The organism is Pontibacter sp. GD13 (assembly GCF_058216355.1).
On sequence record NZ_JBYZMQ010000007.1, the window covers coordinates 168,763 to 181,966 of the forward strand.

Consider the following 13,204-nt stretch of genomic DNA (forward strand, 5'->3'; position numbering starts at 1 on the left):
CTATTTTTTTAGACAAATGACAATTTGGCAAAAGAGCACCTACCGGAGGCATTTTATTGATGTGTCGTATCAGAAAAGGCCTGAAACGCATTTTCAATAAATATTAATTTTAACGCCTTTTCTACTCCCGAATTACCGTCTGCTCTCCGTTTGCCGCTAGCTTTACAATGCGAGATGGCCTGGCCTCCATTTCTTCTTCCCGCCGCCATCCCACCACATGGTCTACCCGCTTTTTTATACTTTCGGCTATTTCTTTAAAGGATGCCGGTGCCGCCTCGCCGCTGATGTTGGCCGAGGTAGATACCAGAGGCCGCCCTACCTGGCGGATCAGCCGCAGACAAAAGGGCTCTTTTGTGATCCGGACGGCGATGCTTCCATCCTTTGCAATTACTTCTTTGGGCAGGTTCTGGGCACCGGCGAGCACAAAGGTGGTGGGCCGCTCCTGGTTTTCCAGCAGTTGCTCCAACTCGGCGGGCACTTCCTCCACATAGCGCTGTAGCATCGCCAGGTCAGCCATCAGCAGGATCATCGACTTGGCTTCCTCGCGCTCCTTTATCTTATAGATCTTTCGTACTGCAGCCGCGTTCTCGGCATCGCACCCAATGCCCCATACCGTATCGGTGGGGTACAGGATTACGTTGCCAATGATGATCTCATCTTCTGCTGCCTGTATCTCTTTTATTAACTGGCTCATCTTTTTTCCTGTTTTACTTTTTTACCTTGTACCGGGCCATTGGCAGGGGGCTTTCAGAAACTGCCTACCTAATTTCCTGGGTCAGCTCTATCAACACACCCGTGGCGCTCTTTGGGTGTACGAAGCAAACTAATTTGTTGTCAGCCCCTTTTTTGGGTTGCTCATTCAGTAGTGTGAACCCTTCCTCCTTCAGGCGCTCCATCTCGGCTACTATATCGTCTACCTCAAACGCGATATGGTGAATGCCTTCTCCCCTTTTCTCTATAAACTTACTGATCGCGCTGTCCGGTGTTGTGCCCTCCAGCAGCTCAATCTTGGTGCTGCCCACTTTAAAGAATGAGGTATTGACACCCTCGGAGGCAACTACCTCTGTTTTATAGGGCTCCACGCCCAGCAGCCTGAAGTATAAACCGTTGGCTTCGCTAAAGTTTTTAACCGCGATACCGATATGTTCCACGTTTTTCATTTTCAATCTATAATTAGTCTAAGTAAGGATTTTTCGTTAATTTTGCACCGGATTCAAAACTAATAATTTCTTTAAACTGTTTAGGTTACAGGATTAAATTAGAAACTTCGAATAATATGCTAACATTACCAATATACCTGGATAACAACGCTACTACGCCATTAGACCCGCGTGTGCTGGATGCCATGATGCCGTTCCTGACAAACCTGTACGGTAACGCTGCCTCCCGCAACCACGCATTTGGCTGGCAAGCGGAGGAAGGGGTGGATTATGCCCGCGAACAGATCGCCGCACTGATCAATTGTTCTCCAAAGGAAATCATTTTCACTTCCGGTGCCACTGAGTCAGATAACCTGGCCATTAAAGGTGTTTTTGAAATGTACGCTTCTAAAGGCAACCATATCATCACGGCTACCACAGAGCACAAGGCCGTATTGGATACGTGCAAGCATATTGAAAAGATCGGAGGCAAGGTAACCTACCTGCAGGTTAACGACAAGGGTTTGATAGACCTGAAGGAGCTGGAAGACGCGATCACGGATAAAACCATCTTGATCTCCCTGATGTATGCCAACAACGAGATCGGGGTGATTCAGCCCGTACGTGAGATATCAGCTATCGCCAAGAAGCATGGCGTGCTGTTTTTCACCGATGGCACGCAGGCAGTAGGCAAAATTCCTGTGGATGTGGAAGCCGATGGTATTGACCTGATGGCTTTCTCGGGCCACAAAATGTATGGACCGAAGGGCGTGGGTGCCCTGTACGTGCGCCGTAAAAACCCACGGGTGAAAGTAACTGCCCAGCTGGACGGTGGCGGACACGAGCGCGGCATGCGTTCCGGTACCCTGAACGTGCCTGGCATTGTGGGTTTGGGCAAAGCTGCCGAGATCGCAAAGCAGGACATGGAAGCAGATACCAAGCGTATCTCTGCCATGCGTGACAGGTTGGAGCGCGAGCTTACCCAGATCGAGGAATCCTACATCAATGGTTCTACCGAGCACCGCTTACCGCATGTATCAAACATCTCGTTTAAGTATGTAGAAGGCGAAGGCCTGATGATGGGTATCAAAGACCTGGCAGTGTCTTCCGGATCTGCCTGTACATCAGCCTCTCTGGAGCCATCGTATGTATTAAAGGCTCTGGGCTTAAGCGACGACCTGGCGCATTCTTCTCTCCGTTTCGGATTAAGCCGTTTCACCACAGACGAGGAAATCGACTTTGCTATCGACCATGTGAAAGAGGCGGTACATAAACTTCGTGAACTATCTCCGCTGTGGGAAATGTTTAAAGAAGGAATTGACCTGAACTCTATTGAGTGGGCTGAACATTAAAAACTGTGTATCGGAAAGCAGGGCATTTGTTTGCCTCTCGTTTCTGATACTTCTCTCATAAATTACTCATAATTCGTAATAATATAAAGCTATGGCTTATTCTGATAAAGTAATCGATCATTACAGCAACCCACGTAACGTAGGCACGCTAGATAAATCAAAGAACAACGTTGGCACCGGACTGGTTGGTGCGCCTGAGTGTGGCGACGTGATGCGTCTTCAGATAGAGGTTGACGAGAACCAGGTGATCACAGACGCGAAGTTTAAGACTTTCGGTTGTGGATCTGCCATCGCGTCTTCTTCCCTGGCCACAGAGTGGCTGAAAGGCAAGACAGTAGACGAGGCATTGGCCATTGATAACATGGCTATTGTTGAGGAGCTGGCTTTGCCACCGGTTAAAATTCACTGTTCCGTACTTGCTGAAGATGCTATTAAAACAGCTATCAACGATTACAGAGTGAAAAACGGCCTTCCTGTGCTGGAAATGCCAAAGTCGCACCACTAAACACCAGGCTCAATGGAGTCAAAAATGGATGTGCACGTGGAGAGTGCCCGTATTCAGCAACAGATCGAAGATCACTTAGGCATGAGCGGCAACAGCTTGCTCTTTGAGTTCAGACTGCTGGACAACAAGCTGCGCCTCGACCTGATCACGGTGAACCCGCGCCACCAACAGTCATTCCTTTTCCACTCCGAAACAGGTTACGACAAAGTGGATGCGCTTCGTAAAATGCTGGATTACGTCCAGAACTACCGCGACCAGGAGAGTTCTTATACGGTACAGTGGATGTCGCGGGACGACAAGGAACTGCAAACGTCCTATTTCAGAGCGCATAACATGTATGAGGCGCTGGATAAATTATACTTTGGCCGGGACATTAACACGATCACGGTTTTTAGCGTAGTGCTGAGCCCGGTCTCTTAAATCAAAATAATATGATCACAGTATCAGACAAAGCAAAAGAAAAGGTCATCAAGCTGAAGCAGGATGCGCAGCTCGACGACACGTTTCGCCTGCGTGCTTCTGTTGCAGGTGGTGGCTGCTCCGGCCTTTCCTATAACCTTGACTTCGACGACGAGGTGAAACCCATGGATCAGGAGTTTGAGGACAAAGGCGTAAAGGTAGTAGTGGATATGAAAAGCTTTCTTTACCTGGCTGGCACCGAGCTTGACTTCTCAGACGGCCTGAACGGCAAGGGCTTCTACTTCAACAACCCAAATGCCACCCGCACCTGCGGCTGCGGCGATAGTTTCTCGGTATAAACATAAAGCTATACTTCATCAAAAAGAGCTGCTTAGTAATTAGCAGCTCTTTTTTTGTTCAAAGGCCTTTTATATACCTATATCTTTCTGAAACGCGTGGTAAACTTTTTCCCGCTTGCATCCTCCAGCACGAGCACGTAAGTGCTGCTGCTCAGGCCACGGACACTCAGGATGTGCTGCCGCTGCAACTTTGGCAATGCAATCTCCAGCACGCGCTTTCCCATCACATCAACTACTGTCGCCCGCACCAGGTCTGTGTCGGTTTCTGAAACAAGCTGTATGGTGTCGGAAGTGATGGTAGGGAAAACCTGCACCGATTCTTTGCTGACATCGCGCTTTACACTTACCACCGGCGAGTAGTTAAACGACTCATCATTGTCCACTTGCTTCAGTCGGTAATACGAGGTGCCTGCCAAAGGATTCTCATCGGTAAACGTATAAGTGCTGACTTGTCGGGTGGTCCCGTTTCCCTGCTCCAAACCGATACCCTCGAATCTGCGCCCGTCATTGCTCCGTTCCACCACGAAGTGGTTGCTCGCTTCTTCCGACGCAGTTTTCCATTGTAACTTTACCTGGTAACCAGCCGGGTCGGCTGTAAAATTCATCAGCTCTACGGGCAGCGTAGCTGGCCCACCATTCGCATCCGTCCGCCAGGCCAGGGCAACATCATCGATGGCCAGGCCATGGTCCGCTTCCAGCTCATCCGCATCCTTCCAACGTAGCATCAGGTAGAAGCCAGCAGGTATATCCACTGCAAGCGTTTGAAACAGGTATCTCTTGTTGGCAAGCAGGTTCCCATCCAGTGGTTTACCGGTGGCATAAAACACTGGGGAGAAAAAGGTAAGCTCTGGCACCTGGATCCATTCTTTATCATTGGCCGGAGAGAGGTTAAAGAGGTTTTTGTCGCTGCGGATGGCATACCAGAAGGTAATGCGGTGCTCCCCCGCCGTGGAATTTGAAACGCGCCACTGCTCCCCCCAATAGCCTACATCCACAGCCTTTATGGTGGCTGCAGTGTTATTCTGTAGCAAGAGGCCATAAGCAAACTCGCCGGCCACGGAAGAGCTGATGGAGCCAAGGGCACGATCCGAAGCACCCGCTACGCCATAACTGTATAGGGCACCTGTATTATTCGTGCCGGCGTTGGCAACTATGGTAGAGCCCGCTTTGGTACGCTGTACCGTCCAGCCGGGCAAATAATAGGCCCCATTTAACCAGGTGTCGGTATTGGCAGCGGGCAAGGCATCGAAATTCTGGCCATAATACGCATTGTTCTGTTCCATACTTACCTGTGCTGTGGCGAGATAACCAGAGCAAACGGCCGGCATCAGCAAGCAGACAATTTTTTTTACAAACGAAATTTTCAATCTCATCTTCAGAGGGTTGAATAGCTACTTTCTTCTAAAAGCATTTTCAGTTCTAGCACCAACCTGATTCTTCTTCGATAAGTTCAATTTACTCCGGCAATGTGCGCCTGTTTGTCCATATTGTTTCTTCCGCAAAAAGGCCTGCTCCCTTTTACAAGAAGCAGGCCTTTTTATTGGTAAGGTTATTACGAGTAAGCTACTAGTAAGCACGTCCGCTTTTGTTCTCCACAAAATTCATGAAGGCTCTGTTCACGACGCCGGTTCCGCCCGGAGTTGGGTAATTGCCCGTAAAATACCAGTCGCCCTTGTGGTTAGGGCATGCGAGGTGCAGGTCTTCAATCGTTTGATAGATCACCTCTACCTCCGCATTTACCTCCGGGGCTTTCACGATCTCGGATACCTTTGCTGACAGAGCTGTTGCCGAGAACTGGTCGTACAGCTTTTGTACAAAGTTGTGCTCATAAAATTCCGGTGAGTTTTGCACGGCCACGCACTGTTGGTATACCTCCCGCACCATACCTCCCTTTCCTGTGTCATCCAGCAGCGCCAGCAAAGCCCTGAAGGCGACAAACTCCTTTAGCCTGGACATGTCAATGCCATAGCAATCGGGGTATCGTATCTGGGGGGCGCAGGAAACTATAATGATTTTCTTGGGCTCCAGCTTATCCAGCATTTTAATGATACTCTTCTCCAGTGTGGTGCCTCGCACAATAGAATCGTCGAGCACCACCAGTGTATCCACCCCTTTTTTTATTACCTCGTAAGTGGTGTCATACACATGGGTCACCAGGTCATCACGGCTGTTGTTGTCTGTGATAAAGGTGCGCAGCTTGGCGTCTTTTATCACCAGCTTGTGTGCCCGCGGTTTATATTGCAGGATAGTATCCAGCTCCTCTTCTGAGAGCTTGTTGTTCAGGATGGCCTGCTTTCTGTAGCCCCGCAGGTAATCCTCGATGCCTTTCATCATGCCGAGCCAGGAGGTTTCGGCCGTGTTCGGGATATAAGAGAAAACCGTGTTCTTCAGATCAAAGTTGATGGCCTTTAAGATGGGTGGGCACAACAAACGGCCCATGTTCATGCGCTCGTTGTAAATTTCAGGGTCGTTGCCCCTCGAAAAGTAAATGCGCTCAAAGCTGCAGGATAATTTCTCTGCCTGCGGCACTACTTCTTTCAACTCGGCATTGCCGGCTTTGTCCACGATCAGGGCATGGCCCGGGGTAATCTCCTTGATCTGGTTGTAATCGATATCGAAAGCGGTTTTAATGGCGGGCTTTTCTGAGGCAATTACGACCACCTCATCATCCTCGTAGTAGTATGCCGGACGAATGCCATTTGGATCGCGCACCACAAAGGCGGCACCATATCCCGTTAATCCGGCCATTGCATAGCCCCCGTCAAAATCCTTACAGGCACGCTTCAGCACACGCTGCAGGTCCAGGTTCCCCTCGATCAGGCCTGTGATCTCCTTGTTGGAGAATTCGTCTTTGTAGGAATCGAAAAGCGTTTGGTTCTCTTCATCCAGAAAATGACCTATTTTCTCCAACACGGTGGTGGTGTCGGTTTTATGCTTCGGGTGCTGCCCCAGCTCGATCAGTTTCCTGAACTGCTCATCCACGTTGGTCATGTTGAAGTTACCGGCAACAGCCAGGCTGCGGCTGCGCCAGTTGTTTTCGCGCACCATGGGGTGGCAGTTATCTACGCTGTTAAGCCCATGGGTGCCGTAGCGCAGGTGGCCCAGGTAAACATCGCCCAGAAAGGGGGTGTTCTCCCATATCCAGCCGGTATCGCTGGCGCGGTCAGGGTAGGTGTCCTTCAGTTTCTTAAACTCTTTCCCGATCTTGCCGAAGATACTGTCTATGGCCCGGTTTTTTACGGAGCGGAAACGGTTGATATAATCGATGCCGGGAAGGGCATCGATCTTAATACTGGCAACTCCGGCTCCGTCCTGCCCACGGTTATGCTGCTTCTGCATAAGCAGGTACAGCTTGTTTACGCCATACATCGGGGTGCCATACTTCTCTACATAATATTCAATCGGTTTGCGAAGCCTGATCAGTGCAATGCCGCATTCGTGCTTAATAGAGTCGCTCATGGGTGCTGTTAAAGTGCCTGGGCCAGCATTTGTTCAATCCAGTTCAGCAGCAGGTCTGGTTTGAAGAACAGAACCAGCAACGGAAGCGCAAACAATGCCAGCAACAATTTATTTGACAGTGAAATAACTAAATTTTCTGCTCTATAATTCCTTTTAAGGAAAAGGTAGTATGGAATCTTTATATAATAAAACAAAGCCACGCCTGTGAGCAACACCCCCGTCACCAGCAAGAGCAGCAGCATAGGATTGCTGTTGAGCGTGTAGGCCTCCCAGAGGGTGCTGAACACGAGCAATTTGCCCATAAAACCAGCCAAAGGAGGCAAACCCGTTAGCGAGAGCAGGTAAACCAGCCCCATTACGCCCAGGTAAGGATACAGCTTGCCCAAACCCGAAAAATGCTCCAGCTCCTGCACATCCAGCTCGTCTTCGGCAATCTGCAGAAACAGGAAAATACCGAAGTTCATAAACAACAGCACAGCCAGGTAAAAGAGCACGCTTGTGGTGTAGTTGGTGCCGAATGCCAGCAAGGCCATCAGCAGGAAACCGGCGTGCGAAACGGAGGAATAGGCCATCAGGCGGCGAGGTGTGTTTTGCCAAAGGGCCGTAAGGTTGCCCACCGCCAGCGTAACCAGGGCGGCAATACCCAGGAATAACTGCACATCGGCGAATGCAAGCGGCTCGGCAAAAGCCAAGATAAACCGCAGTAGAACCACAATTCCCGCCATTTTTGGCCCGGTAGAGAAAAGGGCTACAACAGGCATGGGGGCGCCCTGGTAAACATCAGGAGCCCAGAAATGAAAAGGCGTAGCGGCTATTTTGAAAAAAAAGCCGGCAAAGACCAAAATGGCTGCCACAGTTACCAACAAGGTGTCGGCTTGCACCAGGGCCAGCGCAAATTCCGGGGAAGTATAGTTTAAAGAGCCCGACACACCATAGAAAAACGACATGCCGTAGAGCATGATGCCCGCTGACAGGGCGCCATACAGGATATACTTCACCCCTGCCTCCACTGAACGGCGGTTCTCTTTAAATTGCAGCGTGAGAATGTAGGAGGCAACAGAAACCGTTTCAATGGCGACAAACACCATCAGCAGGTTCACGGATTTGGCCATCAGGTTTAGCCCCATCACCAACATCAGGATCAACCCGTAGTACTCCCCACGCCCGTGCGCCTGCTTTTCCAGCGGTTTGTTGAGCAGGGAGAGCAACACCGTGCAGATGCCGGCAGCACTGAAAAGTATACCGGCAAACTGTGCCAGTCCGTCGGAGAGCAACAGCTTAAGAAAGCTACCAACCCCTGTGGCATAGCCGCCTAAAACCTGAATGCTGAGGGTGGCAAAGAGGGCGCTTAAAGCCAGCCAGGGCAATAACTGTTTTATTACCCTGGATTTGAAAAGATCTAGCGTGATGAGCAGCAGAAAGAAGCATGACAACAGAAGCTCCGGCAACAGCGCGCCAGCCCCCGCTGTAATAGCATCGATCTTGTCGGTGAGGTATAAGGCTTGCTCGTTCACTTAAGGCAGTAAAGAGGATAAAACGATGTGCAGTTGCTCCTGCCCGTTCTGTATAACCAGGGCGGTGAAGCCGGCAGTGGCCACGCTGATCTTATCTAAAAGCAGGTGCGGGAATATGCCAAAAAGCAAGGCCAGGGCCGCCAAAGGCGCCAGCATCAGGTATTCGCGGGGGGTAAGATCAGTAATAGCAGCCGTTGCCCTTAATTCTGGAAAAATCCAGTATTTGCCAAAAAACATACGCTGCAGCGCCCACAGGTAGTAGGCCGCAGAAAGCAGGAGCCCGAAAACAGCCACTATGGTAAACCAGCGGGGCAGCATGCCCGTGACATCGGGGGCACTAAAACCACCCACCAGCACCAGCAGCTCGGAGATAAACCCTGAAAAGCCCGGCAGGCCCAAAGACGCAAAGAAGGCAAGGACCACGAAAGCCGTATAAGCCGGCATCCGGGTGGCGAGCCCCCTGAAATTGAGAATCATGCGGTCATGGGCACGGTCATAAATCACCCCCACTAACAAAAAGAGCATCGCCGAGATAACCCCGTGGCTGAACATCATGTACACCGCGCCGTTCACCCCCTCGATGGTGAGGGAGGACAGCCCCAGCAGCACAAAACCCATGTGCGACACCGAAGAATAGGCAATCAGTTTTTTCAGGTCGTTCATGGCCAGGGCGCACAAAGCGCCATAGATAATGGAGAGTACCCCCAGGCCACCGACCAGTACGGCGAAGTAAGCGCCTGCATCCGGGAAAATGGGGTACACGATTCGGATCAGACCATAGCCGCCCACTTTCAGGAGAAGGGCTGCCAGCAAAACGGAGATTGGGGTGGGCGCCTCCACGTGGGCATTGGGCAACCAGGTATGCACCGGCACCGTGGGAACCTTGATGGCAAAACCGGCAAACAGGAACAGGAAAGCCAGAAACCGGATTGGCAGCTGCCACAGCACAACCCCGGAAAGCGTGTGCAACAGGCTGCCGGGAATAAAGTTTGCGGGCTCCATCATGTCCGGAATGCTGAACGTGCGCACCATGTCGGCACCACTGATGAGGCCTTGCTGTAACAGCTGCTGCACCCGTAGCACCGCATCCGTTGTTTCAGCCCTGTCCAGCCCTGGCAAACCCAGTTGGTGTGCCGTGGCCAACGGATCGATAACGGAAGTATAAAGCCCGATCATCACCAGCAGGATGAACAACGAACCGACCAGGGTAAATATAAAGAACTTAATAGCGGCGTACTCGCGCTTCGGCCCTCCCCACATCCCGATCAGGAAATACATGGGCAGGAGCATGAACTCAAAGAAAAGGTAGAACAGGAAAAAGTCCAGGGCCAGGAAACAACCCATCACGCTGGTGAGCAGCAGCAGATAGAGCAGGAAATAGCCCTTCACGTTCTGGGTAATGGACCACGAGGAGATAACGCCCACTACGCCAATGATGCCCGTAAGCAGCACCATACTGATGCTCACGCCATCCACACCCACAAAATAGGTAATCTGTAAGCGCCCCAGGGTGCCTAAGGAAAAACCGATCCAGGGCAGCTTCTCCACGAACTGGTAACCCACCTGCCCATTGGCAAAGGCAGCTCCGTCGAAACTCATGTACAGGCCCAGGGCCAAGGCCGCCTGCACCATAGTAGCCAATAAAGCCACTCCCTTGATGGGCTTTTCGAGGTGCGCAGGCAACAACAGCAAAATAAGCGCTGCTACAAGGGGAGTGAATATGAGGCTGCTAAGTATAAAGTCCATCAACTAGGTGGCAGGTTGCTTGTTGGTTTCTGTAAGTATAAAAAACGGCATTGGGCTGTCAGGCACCAGTGAAAAACAATTGTCTGCAGCACATGATGTGCGTCCGTTCCGAAAGTTAAACATCAAAACAGGACGATGTATAGTATTATCAAAATAAATCCGAAAAGGGAATACGCGTAGTACGACTGCACCTTTCCGTTCTGCAGGTTTTTGCCGATCACCCCCAATACCTTTGCCAGTGCCCCCACCAGCCACACCGCCCCATCCACTACCAGCCTATCGAACCAGGCCACCACTTTGGAAAACACGACCAGCCATTTGCTGCTATAGTCCAGAGTGTAGTCGATCATCCGTTTATCAACCCGGTACATGCCACGGGCCAGCAGCACAACAGGGCGCACAAAGGCCAGGTCGTAGAGCCTGTCCAGGTAAAAATGGTTGAAAGACAACAGCGCAAAGGTGCCTTTTGGCGTTGTGTGCAGCAAAACCTGACTGCTTTTCCGGTTGTATCGATACAGGGCGAAGCATATACCGGCAGCAGCCAGCATGGCCGAAAGCACGCCGAAAACGATGTGGAGCAGATGGTTCGATTCGTTCTGGAGCCTGATCGCCTGCACCATTCCCCCGGACAGTAGCATGCCGGAGGGCAGCAAAGCCTGCAGCGCTATACCCTTCACCACCCAGCTGCCGCTAAAGCTCAGCGGGTTCAGGGAGAAAAAGATGCCCAGCGACAGGGCCGCCAGCACAACTACCGGCAAAGCCATGGCCCGCTCCACTTCACGACTTGCCGACATCCTTAGTTTTTGCACATCAAAGGGTAGCCGGAAGCTACCGAAAAAAAGGAACCACATGTGTCGAGTCATGTAAAAAGCGGTGAGCAGCACGACTGTGAAACCTGTGATCGGCACCAGGAAATAGAATAGATTGCCCTGCGCACTCATGGTCTGTGCCCAGGCCCAGGCAACGGACAGGATCGCATCTTTAGACAAGAATCCTGAGAAAAGCGGAATGCCCGCCAGAGATGCAGCAGCCAGCAGGTAGGTATAAAAGGTTAGCGGCATGGCCTTGCGCAGCCCCCCCATGTTGCGGATATCCTGCGTATCGATGTGGGTAAGGGCAGGGTTGTGGTGCAAGCCGCGGTGCATAGCATGGATGATGATACCGGCAATCAGGAATAGGGCGGCTTTAAAGAATGCGTGGGTGGTGAGGTGGAAAATAGCGGCATCGTGCGCACCGGTGCCCATGCCCATCACCATGTAGCCCAGTTGCGAGATAGTGGAAAAAGCCAGCACCGCTTTGATGTCGTGTTGCGTGAACGCAGCCAGAGCCCCCAGCAGGGCCGTAACAGCGCCTATAATGGCCATTACCGTAAGTGCGTCGAGGGTGAAGAATGCGTAGCAGCGAGCCAGCAGGTACACGCCTGCGGCTACCATGGTGGCCGCGTGGATCAGGGAAGATACCGGTGTGGGACCTTGCATGGCATCGGGCAGCCACACCTGCAAAGGAAACTGTGCCGATTTGCCCACACAGCCCATAAACAGCCCCAATCCGGCCAGCGTAAGCACCCACGGGGGTAGCGTAACCAGCCAGGTGTGGTTGTACAAAGTATAATGCAGCTGAAAGCCATTGCTGGTCCAGGCGCCTGTACTGATCAGGGTGCGAAGTGCCTCCAGGTCGAAGGTGCGGAAGTATGCATAAAAGCCAAAAAGCCCCAGCAGCAACCCAATGTCCCCTACCCTGTTTACCAGAAAAGCTTTTTTGCTGGCCGCCACTGCGGCTGGTTTCTGGTACCAGAAACCAATGAGCAGATACGATGAGAAGCCCACCAGTTCCCAGAACATGAAAAGCAGCAGCAGGTTATCCACCAGCACGATGCCCAGCATGCTGAAGGTGAACAGGCCCAGGAAGGCGAAATATCGGCTGTAGCCTTGGTCTCCATGCATATATCCCACCGAGAAGAGCTGCACCAGCAGGGAAATAAACGTTACGATCAGCAGCAGCAGCACCGTCAGGTTATCCAGCAGTATCCCTGCCGTAAAATCAGCCACCGAGCCGTTCAGTGAGGCTAAGCCGAACCATGTAATGCGGGTGTGGAAGGTATCGGTGTTCCAGGTTTGGTAGAAGAGCCAGACGGACAGGCCTAAAGCAAGTACCGTGAAGGCAATTCCAAGCCAGTCGCCCTGGCGGGGCAGTTGTTTACCGAAAAAGTACAGCACGATAAAAGCCAGGAGCGGCAGCAGCAACAGCACCAGTGCGGTGGCGGTTTGGGGTGTGCCGGCTAAAGGCTCTATAAGTGCGGATAGCTCCAAGTTATACTTCGTAATTTCGTTTTGGGGTGATACAGCCTTTGCGCATTGCTGCAACAGGGGCCAAAGTTACGGATAAAGCTTTAGTTTTAATATATATAGTTTTGCCTTGCTGTGGCTACCTTGTCGCCACCTCGTTCAGGTTGGCCGTTTTAAAATGCTGGAACATCCGCAGCACGATGGCCAGCGCCACGGCAGCCTCGGCAGCGGCTACTACTATAACGAATAACGAGAAGAGTTGCCCTTGCAGCAGCAGCGGGTCGTAGCGGCTAAAGGCGACCAGGTTCAGGTTGGCCGCGTTAAAGATCAGCTCGATGCCCATCAGCACCACCACGGCATGCCGCTTGGTTATAACAGCAAGTATGCCCAGGCTAAAAAGCGCCGCGCTCAACAACAGGATATGCTCTAACGGAATCTGTGCCATA

12 protein-coding genes are annotated in these 13,204 nt (G+C 51.6%); 4 read left to right on the plus strand and 8 right to left on the minus strand.

What is annotated here, in order from left to right; all coding sequences use genetic code 11:
• Positions 1-121: 121 nt before the first annotated feature.
• Positions 122-694, minus strand: coding sequence for an L-threonylcarbamoyladenylate synthase (locus AC4BAN_RS11695; protein WP_490564585.1), 573 nt, complete (start codon positions 692-694; stop codon positions 122-124).
• Positions 695-758: 64 nt separating this feature from the next.
• On the minus strand, positions 759-1,160 hold the full coding sequence (gene mce, locus AC4BAN_RS11700) for a methylmalonyl-CoA epimerase (RefSeq protein WP_490564586.1): 402 nt from the start codon (positions 1,158-1,160) through the stop codon (positions 759-761).
• Between the two features lie 116 nt (positions 1,161-1,276).
• On the opposite strand from mce, the gene AC4BAN_RS11705 reads away from it, so the two are divergent.
• The 4 genes from AC4BAN_RS11705 to AC4BAN_RS11720 all read left to right on the plus strand — a co-directional run bounded on the left by AC4BAN_RS11705 (position 1,277) and on the right by AC4BAN_RS11720 (position 3,754).
• The gene (locus tag AC4BAN_RS11705) at positions 1,277-2,491 is read left to right on the plus strand and encodes an IscS subfamily cysteine desulfurase (protein ID WP_490564587.1); all 1,215 of its coding nucleotides are present in this window, start codon (positions 1,277-1,279) and stop codon (positions 2,489-2,491) included.
• A gap of 91 nt (positions 2,492-2,582) precedes the next feature.
• Positions 2,583-2,996, plus strand: coding sequence for a Fe-S cluster assembly scaffold IscU (gene iscU / locus AC4BAN_RS11710; protein ID WP_490564588.1), 414 nt, complete (start codon positions 2,583-2,585; stop codon positions 2,994-2,996).
• A 12-nt stretch (positions 2,997-3,008) separates the two neighbouring features.
• Positions 3,009-3,416 (plus strand): hypothetical protein, encoded by a 408-nt coding sequence (locus tag AC4BAN_RS11715; RefSeq protein ID WP_490564589.1) that lies wholly within the window; start codon positions 3,009-3,011, stop codon positions 3,414-3,416.
• Between the two features lie 11 nt (positions 3,417-3,427).
• Positions 3,428-3,754 (plus strand): HesB/IscA family protein, encoded by a 327-nt coding sequence (locus AC4BAN_RS11720; protein WP_490564590.1) that lies wholly within the window; start codon positions 3,428-3,430, stop codon positions 3,752-3,754.
• A 77-nt stretch (positions 3,755-3,831) separates the two neighbouring features.
• Here the strand turns inward: AC4BAN_RS11720 and AC4BAN_RS11725 are convergent, their stop codons facing one another.
• The 6 genes from AC4BAN_RS11725 to nuoK form a co-directional block, all read right to left on the minus strand.
• Positions 3,832-5,127, minus strand: a complete 1,296-nt coding sequence (locus tag AC4BAN_RS11725; protein WP_490564591.1) for a T9SS type A sorting domain-containing protein — start codon at positions 5,125-5,127, stop codon at positions 3,832-3,834.
• 193 nt (positions 5,128-5,320) lie between these two features.
• The gene (locus AC4BAN_RS11730; protein WP_490564592.1) at positions 5,321-7,213 is read right to left on the minus strand and encodes an amidophosphoribosyltransferase; all 1,893 of its coding nucleotides are present in this window, start codon (positions 7,211-7,213) and stop codon (positions 5,321-5,323) included.
• Positions 7,214-7,221: 8 nt separating this feature from the next.
• Positions 7,222-8,727, minus strand: coding sequence for an NADH-quinone oxidoreductase subunit N (locus AC4BAN_RS11735; RefSeq protein WP_490564593.1), 1,506 nt, complete (start codon positions 8,725-8,727; stop codon positions 7,222-7,224).
• Positions 8,728-10,473 carry a complex I subunit 4 family protein gene (locus AC4BAN_RS11740; protein ID WP_490564621.1) on the minus strand — a complete coding sequence of 582 codons (1,746 nt, stop codon included), beginning with the start codon at positions 10,471-10,473 and terminating at the stop codon, positions 8,728-8,730.
• A 122-nt stretch (positions 10,474-10,595) separates the two neighbouring features.
• Positions 10,596-12,782: an NADH-quinone oxidoreductase subunit L gene (gene nuoL, locus AC4BAN_RS11745; protein WP_490564594.1), complete on the minus strand. Its 2,187-nt coding sequence runs from the start codon at positions 12,780-12,782 to the stop codon at positions 10,596-10,598.
• 115 nt (positions 12,783-12,897) lie between these two features.
• A complete protein-coding gene (nuoK, locus tag AC4BAN_RS11750) occupies positions 12,898-13,203 on the minus strand; it encodes an NADH-quinone oxidoreductase subunit NuoK (protein WP_490564595.1) in 306 nt (101 codons plus the stop codon).
• Between the last annotated feature and the right edge of the window lies 1 nt (position 13,204).